This is a genomic window from Synechococcus sp. A15-28 (genome assembly GCF_014280175.1).
Classification (GTDB): Bacteria; Cyanobacteriota; Cyanobacteriia; order PCC-6307; family Cyanobiaceae; genus Parasynechococcus.
The window spans coordinates 1,663,467-1,679,806 of sequence record NZ_CP047931.1 but is presented as its reverse complement, the minus strand read 5'-3'; the positions used below and the strand labels follow the sequence as shown (position 1 = coordinate 1,679,806).

The following is a 16,340-nucleotide window of genomic DNA, read 5'->3' as shown; positions in this document are numbered from 1 at the left end:
CCGTGGTTGGTGACGTTGTGGTGCCAGTGTGCATGAACAGCTGATTCAGGTGGCGAATCCCTCGACCGCCTTGTCGGCAGGTGCGGATGAACGAGCTGCCATGCGCTCGAGGATGAAGGCCTCGGTTTCGCGGAAACTCGGCACCGATCGCATCTCAAGGCGGGCGCCATCGTTCAGCACCAGCACCATGTCGCCCCAGGCGCCAAAGCCCCTGGAAACGGTGCGGACCTCCTTGATCTGGGAATAGACCACCTGGGTCTTTTCCTTGCCCATCCATCCGCCGGTGACGGAGATGCGTCGACTGGTGATGCGGAAACGCAGCCACACAGCCCGGACAATGGCTCCGATCGCGAACGGCAATCCGATCAAGGTGACACCCAGCAGGAGATTGAAGATCAGATCACCCTTGGCCGGGCCACCGTCGTAGTGAACGTCCTCTTGGATGCTGGTCATCGGCCCAGGCCTGCGGAACTGAGAAGACTGTCGCATTCTTCAAGCAACTGTGATGGATCCGCATCCGACGCTTCGGGGCGGAGGCTGATCAGCAGCCAACGGCCCGCAAGGTCACCGCGATGTTCGAGTTGCTGACGCAGGTGCTGGTGAAACAGCCGGCGCAGTCGATTTCGGCGCACAGCCCGCTTGCTCACCTTGCTGCTGATCACAAGGGCACAGCGGCAGCAACGCGTTGGGCGTTGCCGCAATTCCCGCCTCAGCAGGCGTGGATCTGCCGGCATCACCCGCAGCACCATCCAGTCGCCGTGATGACGGCGACCGATGCGATGCAGCCTGTTGAAGCAGCGGTGCCCCCTCAGTCTCATGGAGGCGGGGAGTGCCATCAACCCGGGTGTTGTTGGAGGGTCAGATTGATCTGTGGATCAGACGGCCAGACGGGCGCGGCCCCGCTTGCGGCGGGTGCGGATCACCCGACGGCCGGTGTGGGAGCGCATGCGAACACGGAAACCGGAGACCCGCTTCCGTTTGCGGCTGGTTCCACCCAGAGTGCGCTTCGTCATAGGAATTGGTTGGCGTCCGGCCGATCAGAACTGACAAATTTATCAGTCAGTCGATGTCGATTAGCCAGCTGCCCACGTAACCGGACATGGGCACATCACCAGGCGCTTGGATCAGAGCGTTGAGCTGGTACATCCGCATGCCTTGAGGGTTGAACAGCTTGATCCGCAGGGAGTAGTCACCTTCAACAGGAACGGGGGTGTCGGGGTAGACCTCAATGGCTGTCTGGGACTTGTTGACCTCGATCGTGGCGGGTACCTCCTCGAGGCACCGCGTTCGGCTCATCATGCTGCCGGCGGACGTGCGGCAGAGGGTCATTCGCTCAGGGCGCAGCTTGGAGTCGAAGTAGTCGGGCACCGTCACCGTCAACTTCATGAACGCGGTCTTGCGGTCCTTGGCTCTCAATTGGAGGTACCACTCCGAGCGATCGTTCTCGATGGCTGAGGTTTGGAAGTAGTACAGCTTTCTGTAATCCCGATCGCTGTCCCAGCGGAATTCCATCAGGCCAGGCGTGCCCCCCTGGGCTTCAGACCTGGGAGCGAACATGGATTGGCTGGCGGTGGTCAGCGCTGCAGCAGCGCTGAGGGTCAAGGCCTGGCGCAGAAGGGACTGTTTCATCACGATCAATCTGTTGTGGAGATTCTCCTGAGACCCATGGCGGGAGGGGAGTCCCCTGGGCCGGCCCCTGAGCTGTCAGTTGTGACCAGATCGGTCTGGCCGCAGTCGACTGGCATCTCCCAGGTAGGGGTGTTGAGGCGATTGCTCTTGGGGCAGCCAGGCGTGGGCTAAAACGCGGATGCAGCGGCTTAGGTCGCCCTGAACAGCCATCTGTTGACAATCCAACAGGGCCACGCTGTCCCAGCCTTCCCGCTGGCGCGCTTCAGCAGCGGGGAAGCAGGCGTCAAGATCGGCGGTGACGGAGAACGTCACCGAAACGATCTGGGACGGATTGAGCCTGTTGCGGCTGACCAGAGCATTGATCAACTCGCCGACCGCCTGACGGATCTCTGCCGTTGTGTTGGCCGCACAGGTGGTGGCGCCCCGCAGACCCACCAGGCGAAGTGGTACGTCGTTCATGGGCGGTACAGCCAGAGCACCTGACCACTGCCCATGAGCTCAAGGCTGAGGCGCTGTTGCAACAGCGTGATCAGCTGGGAGCCTGGCAAGAGATTGATCAACTTCTTGCGGGTCCGTCCCAGGGTGACCGGACGCGCAGTCGCTTCATCCAGGTCTGCCAGCTTTGCGGCCAGGCGCCGGGCATGGTCTTCATCGCCGAGTTCATCAACCAGACCCAGGGCCTTCGCCTGTTCACCGCTGAAGACGCGGCCATCGGCAAAGCCGCGGACCGCCTCTTCGGTCATCGAACGGCCTTCGGCAACCACGCGAACGAACTGGCCATAGCTGCTGTCAATCAACTCCTGCAGCAGAGCTCGTTCCTCGGGGCTGAGGGGACGATCCGGGGAAAGAATGTCCTTGTAGACCCCGCTCTTGACGGTGTCGAAGCGGATGCCGATCCGCTCGAAAACGCGTGACAGGTCATTGCCGCGCAGGATGACTCCGATCGATCCGGTGATCGTGCCGGGGTTGGCCACGATCGACTCCGCCGCCACGCCGATGTAGACGCCACCGGAGGCGGAGATATTCCCGAAGCTGGCCACCACGCGGCAGCCCTTGGCGCGCAGGCGCAGCAGGGCCGCATGAATCTCCTGGCTGTCTCCAACCGTTCCACCCGGGCTGTCAATCCGCAGGAGCAGGGCCGGGAATTCCCGCTGCTCCACATCACGAATTGCCTTGAGCACCCGCTGACGGGTGCTGCCGGTGATCGGACCATCAACCACGATCCTCGCCATGCGACGGCGTGATTTACGGCGCCAGGGCCAGATCATCTCTCGCAACTGCAATCCTTTGGATCTTAAAAAGAGCATCCTCCTCCACTCCTATGGCACCGCTCCGTCTCTGGTTGCTGATGGTGCTTCCGTTTGCGTTGTGGGGGACCGCCATGACGGCGATGGCGCCGCTACTCGCCAGTGGCGGCCCTTGGTTTGTGGCGGCCTTTCGCTTGCTCCCCGCCGGGGTTGTGCTGATGGCCTGGGCCGTGGTCAGTGGACGCCGCTGGTCTCTTGATCGTCGGGATCTGGCTTGGTTTCTTCTGTTCACCCTTGTGGATGCCTGCCTGTTCCAGGGGCTGTTGGCCTGTGGTCTGGCGCAGACCGGTGCTGGGCTCGGTTCGGTGCTGATCGATTCCCAGCCCCTGCTGGTGGCACTTCTGGCCAGGGTGCTGTTCGCTGAATCGATCAACCCTGTTGGCTGGCTTGGACTGGCCCTCGGCCTGGCAGGGATTGTCTGCCTCGGTGTGCCTGCAGATCTGCTGGGTCATTGGTGGCTGTTGCTGGACCCACCCCAATTTCTGCAGTTGCTTCAACCCGGTGAGGGATGGATGTTGCTGGCCGCTCTGGCGATGGCGGTGGGCACCGTATTGATCCGCTACGCCGCTCGCCACAGCGATCCTGTAGCCGTGACGGCTTGGCACATGCTGCTGGGTGGTTGTCCCTTCCTGCTGGCGGCCGAATGGCAGAACGGCTGGACCCTCCCGAACTGGACCCTCGCTGATTGGGGGCGCATGGGATTCGCCACCCTGCTGGGCAGTGCCCTGGCCTATGGGCTGTTCTTCTGGTTTGCCAACCGTCGGGACCTGACCACATTCAGCAGTCTTGGGTTCCTAACCCCCGTCTTCGCCCTGGCCACGGGGGGATGGTTTCTGGGGGAACGTCTGGATCCGCTTCAGTGGGTTGGTGCGCTGATGGTGTTGGTATCAGTGGTGTGTGTGAGCCAGCGTCGACGCCTGTGGGAGCCTCAGCCGGTGGGATGACCTCTCGCCCCCTTGATCTAATCCTGGTCAGCACCCCCATCGGTGTGCTCGGCAGCGGCAAGGGTGGTGGCGTTGAACTCACCCTGAGCTCCCTGCTCAAGGGGCTTGTGGACCGCGGCCACCGGGTTCGCCTGATCGCAGCAGAGGGCTCGCGGTTGCCCCAGGGATGCGAAGCCGTCGAACTGCTGACCGTCCAAGGTGAGGACCAGCCCAGCTGGCAGCACCTGGAGGGGGAATCCCCGGTGTTGATCCCCCGAGATGGCCTGTTGCCACGTTTCCTTGATTTGGCTCTCCAGGTCGGTGCGAGGGCCGATGCCGTGATCAATTTCGGCTACGACTGGTTGCCGCTGTGGATCACCCCTCACGTTCCTGCTCAGCTTTATCACCTCATCTCGATGGGGGCCGTGGCGGAGGTGATGCGTGATCAGATCGAGGCGCTGGCGTCTTGGGATCAGCAGCGACTGGCCTTTCACACCGCACGGCAGGCGGCGGACTTTCGGCTCCCCCACCCGCCGCGGGTGGTGGGCAACGGCTTTGATCTGTCCCGGTACCGATTTCGCCATGAGGCTTCCGGCCCCCTGGGCTGGGCTGGCCGCGTGGCTCCGGAGAAAGGGCTGGAGGATGCCGCCGCGGCAGCGGCAGCTCTGGGGGAGCAGCTGTTGGTGTGGGGATTGAGGGAGGACCCGGCCTACGCGGAGGCCGTGGAGGCTTCGGTGCCATCCGGCACCCTGAAGTGGCGAGGCTTCCTGCCCACTGCTGATCTGCAGGAGGAGCTGGGGCGATGCCGGGCCCTGATCAACACGCCCAAATGGAATGAGGCCTACGGCAATGTCGTGGTGGAGGCTCTGGCCTGTGGGGTGCCGGTGGTGGCCTACGACCGCGGAGGTCCTGGCGAACTGGTGCAGTCGGGACAGACGGGTTTCCTCGTCGAACCTGATGACATCTCGGCACTGACCAATGCTCTGAAGCGACTTCCGGAGCTGGATCGTGCCGCCTGCCGCGCCTGGGTGGAGAGAAATGCCACCCAGGCCGTCTTTGCCCATCGCGTCGAAGACTGGATCCTGCAGGGACGTCCGTCATCGTCCTCAGCGGCGGATGTCAAAGTCGACGGGTTGTCCTGAGGTGCTGCTTGGTGGTGATGTCCGGCCGCCGGCATCTGGGGGTGATGGCCTTGGTGCTGGCCCTCGGGGTCCTGATCACCCTCTGGAGAGTTGGTGCCACTGGAGTGGTGGACGAAACTCCGCCCCTGTTCGCCGCAGCTGGGCGTGCCATGACGCAAACCGGCGACTGGCTGACCCCTCGGGTGAACGGTCTGCCGCGTTTCGACAAACCGCCACTGGTGTACTGGCTGATGGCTCTGGGCTACAGCCTGCCGGGACAGGCGCTCTGGGATCCCCTCGGCAGCTGGGCGGCGCGGTTGCCTTCGGCCCTCTCCAGCCTGGCGGTGATGCTGGTCTTGGCCGACACCCTGTTGCGTTGGCCTCAGGGGGGGACCCGGCAGCCAGCTGCTGCTGCAGTCACCGCAGCCCTGTGTTTCGGCCTCTCACCTCTGGTGTTGGTGTGGAGCCGCACGGCCGTCAGTGACGCCTTGTTATGCGGATTGCTCGCCATCAGTCTGCTGTTGCAGTGGCGGCGTTTCGCTTCACCTGACCGTCACCGCTGGTGGCCGGCCTGGCTGGTGCTGGGGCTGGCGGTTCTGGCCAAGGGGCCGGTGGCGGTGGTGCTGACAGGGTTGACCCTGTTGCTGTTCGGCGCCCTCAGGCGTGACCTGGCCACGCCGTGGAGTCGTCTGCGGCCGCTTCCCGGTCTGGCTCTGACGGCCCTGGTGAGCCTGCCCTGGTACGCCTTGGAGCTGTTGGTGGAGGGGCAGCCGTTCTGGGACAGCTTCTTCGGCTATCACAACCTTCAGCGCTTCACCAGCGTCGTCAACGACCATCTGCAGCCGTGGTGGTTTTTTGGGCCTGTGATGCTGGTGGCGGCCATGCCCTTTTCGCCGCTCCTGTTGCTGGGACTGGCCCGCATCCCCCGACAGCGCACCTCCCCCGACCAGTCGTTGCATCAGTTCGCCGGTTGCTGGTTGCTGGCGGTGTTGCTGCTGTTCACTACAGCGGCCACCAAGCTCCCCAGCTACTGGCTTCCGGCCACACCGGCTGCGGCGTTGCTGATCTGTTTCGCCCTCGGCCGTAGGGATCGCTGGCTTGGCCTGGCCTGGGCCAGCACGGTGGTTCTGCTTGCCCTGCTGGCGGTTGGTTTCTGGTGTGCGCCGCTCTGGGTTCCGCTGATCAACGACCCGGAAATGCCCACCCTGGCTACGGATCTGCTGGCCAGTGGTCTGGTATGGCGCGCGGCAGGCTGGTTCACGTTGGCGGTTCTGCTGGGGTTGGTGGCCTGGCGACGCAATGCCGTCGTCCGTTTGCTGTCGGTTCAGCTGCCACTGCTCTGTTTCCATCTCGCGGCCCTGATCCCCATTGCCGAATTGGCTGATCAACTGCGGCAGCTCCCGGTTCGCCGTGCTGCCCAGACCCTTGTGGATCAGCAACGGCCCCGGGAGCCCCTGGCCATGGTGGGAGCGATGAAACCCTCGGTTCACTTCTACGCCGGTCAGGTGATCCTGTTCGAAGGGCGATCGGATGGCGCGTTGGTGAACCTGGCTGATCGCCTGACGAATGAGCAGCGTCGCGGTTGGCGGGGGGTTCCTTTGAAGTCTCCGGGGACTTCCCCGACGGTTCTGCTGATCATCGATCAGGGCACAATCCGCCAGAAACACTGGCTGGGACTGCAGCCGGAGACGCTGGGTCGTTTCGGGGTCTACACCGTCTGGCGGGTGGAGCGGACTCGCTTGAACGATCGCGCCGCCGAACTGATGGCCGATGGAGTCGATGCCGATTGGCGGAAGCCTCGGCCGGAGCGGTTCTGATTCATCCGTCGCTGAGTCGTTGGCGATGGCAGAAACCGCAGCACTTCCACAGCTGCATTTCACCGTTCGGTGCCGGACGCTGGCATTGCGGACAGGTGCCCATGCCGTGGACATCAGTCCGGCTGGGATGGCGGGACCAGATGTCCTTCTCACTCTCCAATGGGGCTGTGCTTCCGGCGTGATGCTGCTGAATCCGCAGATCCCTTACCGGGTGCCCGGCACTGTTGAGAGCACGAATCAGTTGGGGCTTGTTGTATTGCAAAGCCTGGCGCCACTGGGGGTGACTGGCCCCCACCGTCAGCACGCCCCGCTGGAGGAACAAGGGGCGGCAGTGCGTCGCCACAAGCTCGCCGGCGATTGAGGGCCAGTCCTGCCACAGGCCGGCAAGGCTGCCTTCGCGTCGCCAGTCCTGGTGGAGGCGATTGAGGCAGTCACTCAAGGGCGAGGCTGGAGCGGGGGGAGCCTGCTGGAGCAGTTCAACGCCGCGGAGCCTGTGCCGTTGTCCGTCCGGTGCAATGGCCATGTGCTGAGCGTAGGGCGGAGTTTTCAGCCTCACTCGCTAATCTCAAATTGGTTTTGCCACTCCAGATGGGTTTCTTCGATCGGCTGGGTCGCCTTGTGCGTGCCAACGCCAACGCTGCGGTGAGCAGCATGGAAGATCCGTCAAAAATTCTCGATCAGTCCGTCGCTGACATGCAGGCGGATCTAGTGAAACTGCGTCAGGCGGTCGCTTTGGCCATCGCCAGCCAGAAGAGGCTGCGCAGTCAGTCCGAACAGGCTTCAGCTCAGGCCACAACCTGGTACGAGCGGGCTGAGTTGGCGCTGAAAAAGGGAGAGGAGGATCTGGCTCGGGAGGCTCTCACGCGTCGCAAGACCTTCCAGGAGACCGCCACCTCTCTCCAGGCACAGGTGCAGTCGCAGGATGGCCAGGTCGAGACTTTGAAGAAGAGCCTTGTGGCCCTCGAGGGCAAGATCGCCGAGGCCAAAACCAAAAAGGACATGCTCAAGGCCCGCGCCCAGGCAGCGCAGGCTCAGCAGCAGCTGCAGAGCGCCGTGGGCAACATCGGCACGAATTCCGCGATGGCGGCATTCGAGCGCATGGAGGAAAAGGTCGAGGCCCTGGAAGCCACAGGCCAGGCCGCAGCTGAGCTGGCAGGGGCCGATCTGGAAAGCCAGTTCGCCGCCCTGGAGGGGGGCAGTGATGTGGATGATGAGCTCGCAGCGCTTCGCAACCAGCTCAAGGGCGGCCCCGAGGCCGTTGCTCTGCCTGCCTCCGAGGACTCCCAGGCCGTGAAGCCGGTGAAGGTGGAGGAGGTGGATGCGGATCTCGAAGATTTGAAGCGTTCCATCGACAAACTCTGAAATCCGGCTGCTCCGGTCCAGCGATCCATAGGATCAGGTCAGCCATGACCTTGTGCTTTGGTCGCTGACTTCACGGACGCCGGCTTCACCTCGGATGTGCTTCAGGCTCCAGGATCTGTTCTCGTTGACTTCTGGGCGCCCTGGTGCGGCCCATGCCGGCTGATGGCCCCCTTGATGGATTGGGCGGCGGACACCTACGGCGACCGGCTCACGGTTGGCAAGCTCGAAGTCGATGGCAATCCATCGACCCGTGATGCCTACGAGGTGCAAGGCATTCCCACCCTCATCCTCTACCGCGATGGAGAAGTGATCGCCCGCCATGAAGGGGCGATTGCCAAGCCCCAGCTGCAGGCATTCCTGGATGCTCACCTCTAGGCGACTGGAGGCTCTTGGTAACGGCGTTTTTGCTCGCACCGACCAGGCCAAGCAGGCCTACCGAGAGAACACAGGCGCGCCCCCTCTGATCGATCTCTCCCTTGGCTCCACGGATCTGCAGCCTCCGGTTGAGATCCTGCAGGCGATGGCGGCCGCTGTTGAAGAGCCGTCCAGCTCCGCCTACTGCCTTGAAGCGGGGACAGCACCGTTCAACCGGGCGGTTGCGGCCTGGTGCCAGCGGCGATTCGGAGTGGATGTTGATCCACGGCGCCAGGTTCAGCTGTTGGTGGGCTCCCAGGAGGGGACGGCTCATCTCCCCCTCGCTGTGCTGGATCCTGGGGACAGGGCACTTCTCCTTGATCCCTCCTACCCATCCCATCGCGGCGGGCTGGTGCTGGCCGGGGCCTCGATCTGCAGTTTGCCCCTATCCCGGGAACGGGATTGGCTCCCCGATCTTGATGCCATCGGCCCTGATCTGTGGGATCAGCTCAAGCTGTTCGTCCTTGGTTATCCCCACAACCCGACCGCACGGGTGGGGGACCAGGAGCTGCTGGATCAGGCGATGGCTCGGGGCTGTCGTCACCAGCTGGTGATTGCCAACGACAATCCCTACGTGGATCTTGCCTTGGAGGGAGAGGCGCCATCACTGCTTCGGAGTCCCGGCTGGAGTGACTGGGGGATTGAATTCTTCTCTCTGTCCAAGGGGTGGTGTCTGGGGGGATTTCGCCTGGCGTTCGCCATCGGAGCCGAACCCCTGATCACTGCCCTGCGTCAGGTCAAGGGCGTCGTGGACTTCAATCAGTCCTTGGCATTGCAGCAGGGGGCGATCCAGGCCCTCACCCGCTGGGCGGATTGGCCCAGAAGTCTTCACGGTGTCTATCGCGAACGTCGGGATCGTGTTCTGTCGGTGCTGCGGAGCGGGGGTTGGTCCTGTTCAACCCCAGAAATGGCCATGTACCTCTGGTTGCCATTGCCGGCTGATGACGAGATTCAGACGCTTGGCGATGAAACCTACGCCCGTCATCTGCTGCAACGCTCCGGCGTCGCCCTCACCCCGGGCTCCGGTTTCGGGACAGGGGGCCAGGGCTGGTTGCGAATGGCCCTGGTGCGTCCCACGGATGAACTCGAACAGGGCGCCCGGCGGCTGGTGGCTGCTTGTCCATGACCTGGACGGCTCGACCGCACCGTCGGGGGGGGCGTCAGCTGGCGTTGCACCGAAGCAGATTCCGGAGGGAGCGTGCGGGGATCTGGGATCTCCGCTGGCTGCCGGTGTGCAGCAGCACCGAGATCAGCCTGGCTGAATGGCTTCGGGATTCCCCGGATCTGATGCGGCCACGGGCGGTGTTGGCCCGCCGGCAGCGGCGAGGCGTCGGTCAGCGCGGTCGCCACTGGCAGTCGCCCAGCGGTGGGGTCTGGCTGAGTGCCGCCATGCCCTGGTCGGGGCAGTCCGTTCCTGCGGCCGGGCTGTTCGGCCTTGCCCTGGCCCTGGAGCTCGCCCAAAGGTTGGAGAGGCACGGCGTGCCGGTACGAATCAAATGGCCCAATGATCTGCTGGTGGAGGGGCGCAAACTGGCGGGGGTGCTGCCGCGGCTGGTTCACCGTGGAACGCAGCTGAGGTTGGTGCGTTGTGGCATCGGGTTGAACGTCAGCAACGCGGTTCCCACTGGCGCGATTGCCCTGCGTGAATGGGTGCCCCCAGCCGAAGCTTCCGTGGATGTCTGGGCCGCTGAACTCCTGCTGGCGCTGGAGTGCAGCCTGAATCTGGTGGCTGGATCCTCCCCCTGGCTTCAGCGGGTGGAAGATCGTCTTTGGAGCGATCAGATCCTCAGTTCAGACAAGGGACCTCCCTGGTCCATCGAAGGGCTGTCATCCCGGGGCGGCCTGCAACTGCGACGCGGGCAACAGCGAACAGAGTGGATTCGCTGGCCATGACCACAGCTGAATCCTCGTAAGGTTTTGAGGCCAAGTCGTGGCTGGTTGTGATCCGCTGGTGGACGCTGTTTTGGATGCTGAGCATTCCAGCAGCCCCTCTCAAACCAGATCCCTCTCAGATCAGAGGGGCAAAGCCCCCAATGCGTTTTGATCAGTCCCTCGAGCAGCTTGAGCGTTCTCGGGTGATCACACCACAGGAACGACGGGTGCTTAAAGCGGGACAACCGCAGTCCCCAATCGATGTCTCCCGTCATCAACGCGCCTGTCGCGATGGTGCGCTGTCCCGTCAGGAGTGTGCAGCGGGAGTGGCTGTGCGTTCCCTTCCTCGATCCCGCCGAGCTCCAGCGTCGTCTCGCACGCCCAAGGCGGTTCCTGTCGATCCCCTCCTGGCGGGGGGTGAGTCCAGCTTCAGTGTGGATTCATTCTTTGCGGTCACGCCGCGACCGTCCCCTCGTCCTGGAAACGGAGATACAAGGCTGCTGTTTCCCGTGATCGGCCAGGCCATCACCACGAGTGGCTTCGGCTGGAGGCTCCATCCGATCCTCGGCGACTGGATGATGCATACGGGCAAGGATTTCGCTGCGCCCAATGGCACACCTGTGGTGGCAGCGCTTTCCGGTCGTGTGGTGAGCAGTGGTCTGGCCGGTGGCTACGGCATCGCCGTCGAGCTGGAGCACAGTGCTCCCAAACGCCGCACGCTTTACGGACATCTCTCGGAGCTGTACGTCAGAGCCGGGCAGACGGTGCGCCAAGGTGACGTGATCGGTCGCGTCGGCAGCACAGGACGCAGCACCGGCCCCCATCTTCACTTCGAGCTGCGCCTCCCCAAGAATGGGAGTTGGCAGGCCGTTAACCCCGCAGAGTTCGACCTTGGCCCATCCGCAGAGCGTCCTGCCGATCCCGTGGCCGAGTTGATGGCTGCGCTGTTGCGCAGTCTCCAGAGAGCCTGAGTGGTCATTCCGATTCCTCCCGCAGGATGAAGCCCACGCCGCGCACCGTGTGGATCAACGTAGGAGCATCTTTAGATTCGATTTTCTGACGCAGGTAGCGGATGTAGACATCCAGCAGGTTGTCGTCTCCAAAGAAGTTCTCACCCCAAACCCCGCGCATGATCTCCTGCCGTTCGAGCACTCGTCCCGCACCACGCATCAGGAAGTTGAGAAGGTCGTATTCCTTCACGGACAACTGTATTGACCGGCCGGCCCGTTTGACATCTCGGGTTCTGATGTCCATGGACAGGTCGGCCACCGTCAGCTGCACGATGTCTTGACCGGATTCACCACCTCCGGAAAATGCCTCTGCACGCCGCTGCATGGCCCGTAGCCGTGCCATCAGCTAATCAATGGAGAATGGCTTGATCAAATAGTCGTCAACCCCTGCATCCAGTGCTGTGACACGGTCACTGACCTCGTCATGGCCGGTGAGCATCAGGATTGGGGTGCAGATGCCCCCAGCCCTGATCCTCTGGCAGATATCGATGCCGTTGAAGTCAGGGAGATTCCAGTCAAGGATGATCAGATCCGGTGTGGGTTCGCTGCGACTGCGGATCAGGCCCGCCGCCCCATCGGAAGCGATGTCAACGTCGTAGCCCTCGACATCGAGTTCGAGGCTGAGCAGCTCGGTCAGCCTCGGCTCATCATCGATGACCAGAACGCGACGTCTCTGCGTGGACTGCTCCGGCATCAAGGGAAAGAACCTTTGTTCAACTTAGACAATCCCGTATGCAGTGCTGCAGGGATCACTAAAATTGCCTCAATGGTTCTCGGTGATGGTTTCCCAGCAGTCATGGACCGAGGATTCGATTCGTCAACTGCGTGAACAGCAGGATCTTCCCTTTGTCCGTGCTGAAGCTTCGGGTGTGGTTTGTGAGATCAATCAGCGGTTTCGCGAGGTGTATCGCTGGCGTGACGACCAACTCCTGGGTCAGTCGCTGGGGCTGATTTTGCCCCCGAGTTTCCGTGACTCGCACCATTCAGGGTTTGCACGTTTCAAGCTCACCGAGGAATCCAGGGTCTTGAATCACCCGTTGAAATTGGCCACGTTCTGTGCGAACGGAGAGGCGATCGTGAGCGAGCATTACATCGTTGCCGAGAAAGATCGCAATGGCACATGGTCCTTCGCTGCCACGTTGAAACCTTTGCCAGACGAGGATTAGGTGTTGGTTTGTTGTGAGCACATCGTTCTCTTCTGATTCCCCGCTTGTCGGCCAGCTTCGTCAATCGCTGGGAATGCTGCAGGTGGCGTTTGATGCCGCCTCCGAAGCAATGGTGATCATCGATGCCCAACGGAGGATTCACTGGGCGAATCAGGCATCGGCGTCTTCCTTGGTGGAGGGGGTGCCGATTCAGGTGGTGAATCGTGATCTGGGGCATCTGATCCGTGGCCTGGTTCCCGATGAATCAATGCAGGATCCACCTCCGCTGATGGATCCGCAGGTTCTGCTGCCATCAACATCGGGTCAGGGGCGATTCGTTCTTGAACTCAGCGATGGGCGACGAACAGATCATCAGATGGTGGTCTGGAAACCGGTTGAGCTGGTGCAGGCGTCGTATCTGCTGGTGACCTGGCGTGATCTTGGCCCAGAGGAACAGGCCCTCATGCAACAGCGGCAGTTCATGGTTCATCTCAGCCACGAACTGCGTACCCCTCTGGCCATTCTCACGGGATGTCTGAAACGTTTAAGTCGCTTTGAAACCCTTCCTGAACGGGTCATGCGCAGCATCCGCATGTCCTGTGAGGAGGTCAGCCGGATCAATCGCCTGCTGAAGACGCTGACCCTGGCGACCCAGCTTGAAATCGGCAGCTCTTTGCCTGGGCTTGTGCAGGCCCCTCTTTTGCCCTTGCTGGAGCAATGGCATCAGAAATTGCCGGACGATCAACGCCACAGGGTGCAGTTGGAGCCAGGTGCTGAACTCGCCGACTGTTGGGTTCTGGTCGATGTGAATGCCTTGCATCTCGTGCTCGACAATCTTCTGGACATAGGCGATCACGACGGACCCGTGGGGGTAGGCCTCACGGTCGCGATCGATGCAGCTCATCAGATCTGTCGCGTCATGGTGAAAGGTCGCTCAACCGAAGGTCTGGACTTGGAGTTTCCCCTGGTGCGTCAGTTGGTGGAGGCCTGGAACGGGGAGCTGACGTGCCGTTGGTCTGGCGCGGACGATGCTCCCTGTCTGGCTGTTGTCTTTACTGTTCCAAGGATTGCTGCGCCAGGGATGCAAGCAATTGAGGAAGCTGATCAAATAAATCAGGTTTGAGGATGTAATCAAAGGCCCCCAGCTTTTGTGCTTCACGTCGCTTAGCGGCGTCATTTAATGCGGTAACGATTACGACGGGACACCTTTGCAACCGTGGTAACTCTCTTAGCCGACGAAGGCATTCAAGACCATCCACTCCAGGAAGCATCAGATCCAACAACACAAGATCTGGGTTGAGGTTGTCCGCCTCCTCAAGAAAGGATTCAGCTGTCAAGTATCCCTGGCAGAGGTGACCTTCGTCGCAGACTTCCTCTCGGATCAACTCTCCGATACGAGGGTCGTCTTCGACAACAGCAACCATCAGTTGTTTCGACGATTGTGGCATCAATGAACCAGAGATTTTTTATTCCATTCATCGTGCAAGATGCGGCCATCCTGAAAACGGGCAATGCGATGGGCACGAGCTGCCACATCGTCTTCATGGGTCACCATCACCAGGGTGATTCCCTGCTGATGAAGTTCGTCAAACAGTTCCAGCACTTCGGCCGTGGTGTTGGAGTCGAGGGCACCGGTGGGTTCGTCCGCCAAGAGAAGACTCGGGCGATTGATGATGGCTCTCGCGATGGCAACCCTCTGCTGTTGGCCGCCTGAGAGCTGGTTGGGACGATTGTCCAGTCGTTGACTCAGGCCGACGCGATCCAGCGCTGAAGCCGCCCGTTCCCTGCGCTCTTCCAAGGGGATTCCGGCATAGACCATCGGCAGCATCACGTTCTCCATCGCTGATGCGTGGGGAAGCAGATGGAATTGCTGAAACACGAATCCCAATGACTGGTTGCGCAGGTCGGCCAGCGCATCGTCATCGAGCTGCTCAACGGCGATGCCGTTGAGCCGGTAACGACCACCGGTTGGCCGATCCAGGCAGCCAAGAATGTTCATGGCCGTGCTCTTGCCTGATCCGCTTGCCCCCATCACCGCCAGGTAATCGCCGCTGTGAACAGTGAGATCGAGTCGGTCCAGCGCTCTGACTTCAAGATCACCCTGTCCATAGACCTTGCTGACGCCCCTCAGCTCAGCGACAGCTTGAGGGGATGATTCAGCCAAGGCCCCGTTGTGCGGATTGAGCGATGGCTTCCTGCAGCAACGGGCTGCTGGTCACAGCCGTGTTGGCCCACTGGAACAAAGGGTTGGAAAGGATGCCACCCACGGCTGTAACAGCGACACAGCCGATCAGAGCGACCCTCAGGGGCTGCATCCCCATCACCGACCAGTTCACATCTGGATAGGCCTTGACGATGTCGGAAGCTTCCTGGGGTTCTTTGACCACCATCATCTTGATCACCGAGAGGTAGTAATAGATCGACACCACTGAGGTGATCAATCCGACGACCACCAGTAGATATTGATGATCAGCCCAGCCGGCAAAGAACAGGTAGATCTTCCCGAAGAAACCCAGCATCGGCGGGATGCCTCCCAGTGAAAGCAGGCAGAGGCTGAGTCCAAGGGTGATCAGTGGATCCTTTTGGTAAAGGCCGGCGTAATCAGAAATCCTGTCACTGCCCGTGCGGATTGAGAACAGGATGATGCAGGCGAAGGCCCCGAGGTTCATGAACAGGTACGCCGCCATGTAAAGGACCATGGCCGCGAAGCCGTCCTCGGTGCCGCAGACCATCCCGATCATGACGAAACCGGCCTGACCAATCGAGCTGTAGGCCAGCATTCGCTTCATCGAGGTCTGGGCCAGTGCCACAACGTTGCCCAGGGTCATGCTGAGCACCGCAAGAACGGTGAACAACAGTTTCCACTGCCCGTCGAAAGCTCCGAAGCAACCCACCAGGATCCGCAAGGCGAGGGCGAATCCTGCCGCCTTGGATCCAACAGAGAGGAAAGCCACCACCGGCGTGGGAGAGCCCTCATAGACATCCGGTGTCCACTGGTGGAAGGGAACGGCCGCAATCTTGAACGCAACCGTTGCCAGAACAAACACCAGGGACAATGCCGCTACGGGTGTGGCGCTGGTCTGGAGGGCAACACCGATGGCCTCCAGGCTGGTGCTGCCACTGAGTCCGTAAAGAAGGGAGGATCCGTAGAGAAAGACAGCGGCTGCAGCGGATCCCACGAGCAGGTACTTCAGCGCTGCTTCTGAACTGCGGGCATCGCGCTTCATGTAGCCCGACAGCAGATAACTGGCCACCGAAAGGGTCTCCAGCGAGATGAAGACACTCACCAGATCCGTTGCCCCGCAAAGCAACATCGCCCCGAGGGTGGCCGCCAGCAGAATCGCTGCGTACTCACCGACCGGAGTGCCGCTCTGCTCGGCGTAGCGCCAGCTGATCAGCAGGGACAGAAGGGTGGAGAGGGCAATGACCGCTCGAAAGGCCACGGCGAGGTTGTCCGCCAGGAACGCCCCGAGAAAGGAGCTCTCAACCGGGGAATTCCATTGCAGGGCCAGCATCAGAAGCGCTGTTCCAAGACCCGCGTAGCAGATGGGAGGAACCCAGCGTGCAGCAACCTTTTCGCCGGCCAGATCCACCAGCAGTGTGGCGATCATCGCCAGCAGCACCGCCCCCTCCGGCAACACAGCCGTGGCGTTGAGGGAGAGGTTGAGAAGCTCACCAGGGGCTGCCATGGCCTGGGCGGCGAGAAGAAAGACACCCATCTCGGGCATGGCGGCCTGAAT

General features: G+C 61.8%; 20 protein-coding genes and 1 pseudogene. 10 read left to right on the top strand and 11 right to left on the bottom strand.

The annotated features are described in order from the left end of the window. Positions 1-45: 45 nt before the first annotated feature. The 6 genes from SynA1528_RS09665 to sppA form a co-directional block, all read right to left on the bottom strand. On the bottom strand, positions 46-453 hold the full coding sequence (locus SynA1528_RS09665) for a PH domain-containing protein (RefSeq protein ID WP_186586574.1): 408 nt from the start codon (positions 451-453) through the stop codon (positions 46-48). After that, a complete protein-coding gene (locus SynA1528_RS09660) occupies positions 450-836 on the bottom strand; it encodes a ribonuclease P protein component (RefSeq protein WP_186586573.1) in 387 nt (128 codons plus the stop codon). Before SynA1528_RS09660 ends, SynA1528_RS09665 begins: the two co-directional genes overlap by 4 nt. Positions 837-875: 39 nt before the next feature. Beyond that, positions 876-1,013, bottom strand: coding sequence for a 50S ribosomal protein L34 (gene rpmH / locus SynA1528_RS09655; protein ID WP_011935058.1), 138 nt, complete (start codon positions 1,011-1,013; stop codon positions 876-878). A 46-nt stretch (positions 1,014-1,059) separates the two neighbouring features. Continuing rightward, on the bottom strand, positions 1,060-1,629 hold the full coding sequence (locus SynA1528_RS09650; protein WP_186586572.1) for a DUF2808 domain-containing protein: 570 nt from the start codon (positions 1,627-1,629) through the stop codon (positions 1,060-1,062). A 75-nt stretch (positions 1,630-1,704) separates the two neighbouring features. Further along, positions 1,705-2,088 (bottom strand): chorismate mutase, encoded by a 384-nt coding sequence (aroH, locus tag SynA1528_RS09645; protein ID WP_186586571.1) that lies wholly within the window; start codon positions 2,086-2,088, stop codon positions 1,705-1,707. Continuing rightward, the gene (gene sppA, locus SynA1528_RS09640) at positions 2,085-2,897 is read right to left on the bottom strand and encodes a signal peptide peptidase SppA (RefSeq protein WP_186586570.1); all 813 of its coding nucleotides are present in this window, start codon (positions 2,895-2,897) and stop codon (positions 2,085-2,087) included. Before sppA ends, aroH begins: the two co-directional genes overlap by 4 nt. 53 nt (positions 2,898-2,950) lie before the next feature. Here sppA and SynA1528_RS09635 point away from each other — a divergent pair, with 53 nt between their 5' ends. From SynA1528_RS09635 to SynA1528_RS09625, 3 genes are read left to right on the top strand one after another with little or no spacing between them, the layout of a single operon-like run. Beyond that, entirely contained in the window at positions 2,951-3,880 is a 930-nt protein-coding gene (locus SynA1528_RS09635) for a DMT family transporter (RefSeq protein ID WP_186586569.1), read from the top strand. Further along, complete coding sequence (locus SynA1528_RS09630) at positions 3,877-5,001, top strand: glycosyltransferase (protein WP_186586568.1); 1,125 nt, start codon at positions 3,877-3,879, stop codon at positions 4,999-5,001. The genes SynA1528_RS09635 and SynA1528_RS09630 overlap by 4 nt, the downstream gene beginning before the upstream one ends. Before the next feature lie 17 nt (positions 5,002-5,018). Continuing rightward, positions 5,019-6,797 carry an ArnT family glycosyltransferase gene (locus SynA1528_RS09625; protein WP_186588390.1) on the top strand — a complete coding sequence of 593 codons (1,779 nt, stop codon included), beginning with the start codon at positions 5,019-5,021 and terminating at the stop codon, positions 6,795-6,797. A gap of 1 nt (position 6,798) precedes the next feature. Here the strand turns inward: SynA1528_RS09625 and SynA1528_RS09620 are convergent, their stop codons facing one another. Further along, entirely contained in the window at positions 6,799-7,320 is a 522-nt protein-coding gene (locus SynA1528_RS09620; RefSeq protein WP_186586567.1) for a DciA family protein, read from the bottom strand. A gap of 65 nt (positions 7,321-7,385) precedes the next feature. Here SynA1528_RS09620 and SynA1528_RS09615 point away from each other — a divergent pair, with 65 nt between their 5' ends. The 5 genes from SynA1528_RS09615 (at position 7,386) to SynA1528_RS09595 (ending at position 11,416) form a co-directional block, all read left to right on the top strand. Continuing rightward, positions 7,386-8,159, top strand: coding sequence for a PspA/IM30 family protein (locus SynA1528_RS09615; RefSeq protein ID WP_186586566.1), 774 nt, complete (start codon positions 7,386-7,388; stop codon positions 8,157-8,159). 57 nt (positions 8,160-8,216) lie between these two features. Continuing rightward, positions 8,217-8,534, top strand: coding sequence for a thioredoxin (trxA, locus tag SynA1528_RS09610; protein ID WP_186586565.1), 318 nt, complete (start codon positions 8,217-8,219; stop codon positions 8,532-8,534). Next, positions 8,521-9,699, top strand: coding sequence for an aminotransferase class I/II-fold pyridoxal phosphate-dependent enzyme (locus SynA1528_RS09605; RefSeq protein WP_186586564.1), 1,179 nt, complete (start codon positions 8,521-8,523; stop codon positions 9,697-9,699). Before trxA ends, SynA1528_RS09605 begins: the two co-directional genes overlap by 14 nt. Further along, positions 9,696-10,466 (top strand): biotin--[acetyl-CoA-carboxylase] ligase, encoded by a 771-nt coding sequence (locus SynA1528_RS09600; RefSeq protein ID WP_186586563.1) that lies wholly within the window; start codon positions 9,696-9,698, stop codon positions 10,464-10,466. Before SynA1528_RS09605 ends, SynA1528_RS09600 begins: the two co-directional genes overlap by 4 nt. A gap of 74 nt (positions 10,467-10,540) precedes the next feature. Further along, complete coding sequence (locus SynA1528_RS09595) at positions 10,541-11,416, top strand: M23 family metallopeptidase (RefSeq protein ID WP_186586562.1); 876 nt, start codon at positions 10,541-10,543, stop codon at positions 11,414-11,416. Between the two features lie 4 nt (positions 11,417-11,420). On the opposite strand, the pseudogene SynA1528_RS09590 reads toward SynA1528_RS09595, so the two are convergent. Continuing rightward, positions 11,421-12,149, bottom strand: a pseudogene (locus SynA1528_RS09590) (response regulator transcription factor). An 85-nt stretch (positions 12,150-12,234) separates the two neighbouring features. On the opposite strand from SynA1528_RS09590, the gene SynA1528_RS09585 reads away from it, so the two are divergent. Next, positions 12,235-12,621 (top strand): PAS domain-containing protein, encoded by a 387-nt coding sequence (locus SynA1528_RS09585; RefSeq protein WP_186586561.1) that lies wholly within the window; start codon positions 12,235-12,237, stop codon positions 12,619-12,621. A 73-nt stretch (positions 12,622-12,694) separates the two neighbouring features. After that, positions 12,695-13,723 carry a histidine kinase dimerization/phospho-acceptor domain-containing protein gene (locus tag SynA1528_RS09580; RefSeq protein WP_186586560.1) on the top strand — a complete coding sequence of 343 codons (1,029 nt, stop codon included), beginning with the start codon at positions 12,695-12,697 and terminating at the stop codon, positions 13,721-13,723. Here SynA1528_RS09580 and SynA1528_RS09575 read toward each other — a convergent pair. Genes SynA1528_RS09575 through SynA1528_RS09565 form a run of 3 tightly spaced genes read right to left on the bottom strand, consistent with a single transcriptional unit; the run spans position 13,653 to position 16,328 of the window. Next, complete coding sequence (locus SynA1528_RS09575; protein ID WP_286187806.1) at positions 13,653-14,024, bottom strand: response regulator transcription factor; 372 nt, start codon at positions 14,022-14,024, stop codon at positions 13,653-13,655. The genes SynA1528_RS09580 and SynA1528_RS09575 overlap by 71 nt on opposite strands. A 23-nt stretch (positions 14,025-14,047) precedes the next feature. After that, a complete protein-coding gene (locus tag SynA1528_RS09570) occupies positions 14,048-14,764 on the bottom strand; it encodes an ABC transporter ATP-binding protein (protein WP_186586558.1) in 717 nt (238 codons plus the stop codon). Then, positions 14,757-16,328 carry an NAD(P)H-quinone oxidoreductase subunit N gene (locus SynA1528_RS09565; protein WP_186586557.1) on the bottom strand — a complete coding sequence of 524 codons (1,572 nt, stop codon included), beginning with the start codon at positions 16,326-16,328 and terminating at the stop codon, positions 14,757-14,759. The genes SynA1528_RS09570 and SynA1528_RS09565 overlap by 8 nt, the downstream gene beginning before the upstream one ends. Between the last annotated feature and the right edge of the window lie 12 nt (positions 16,329-16,340).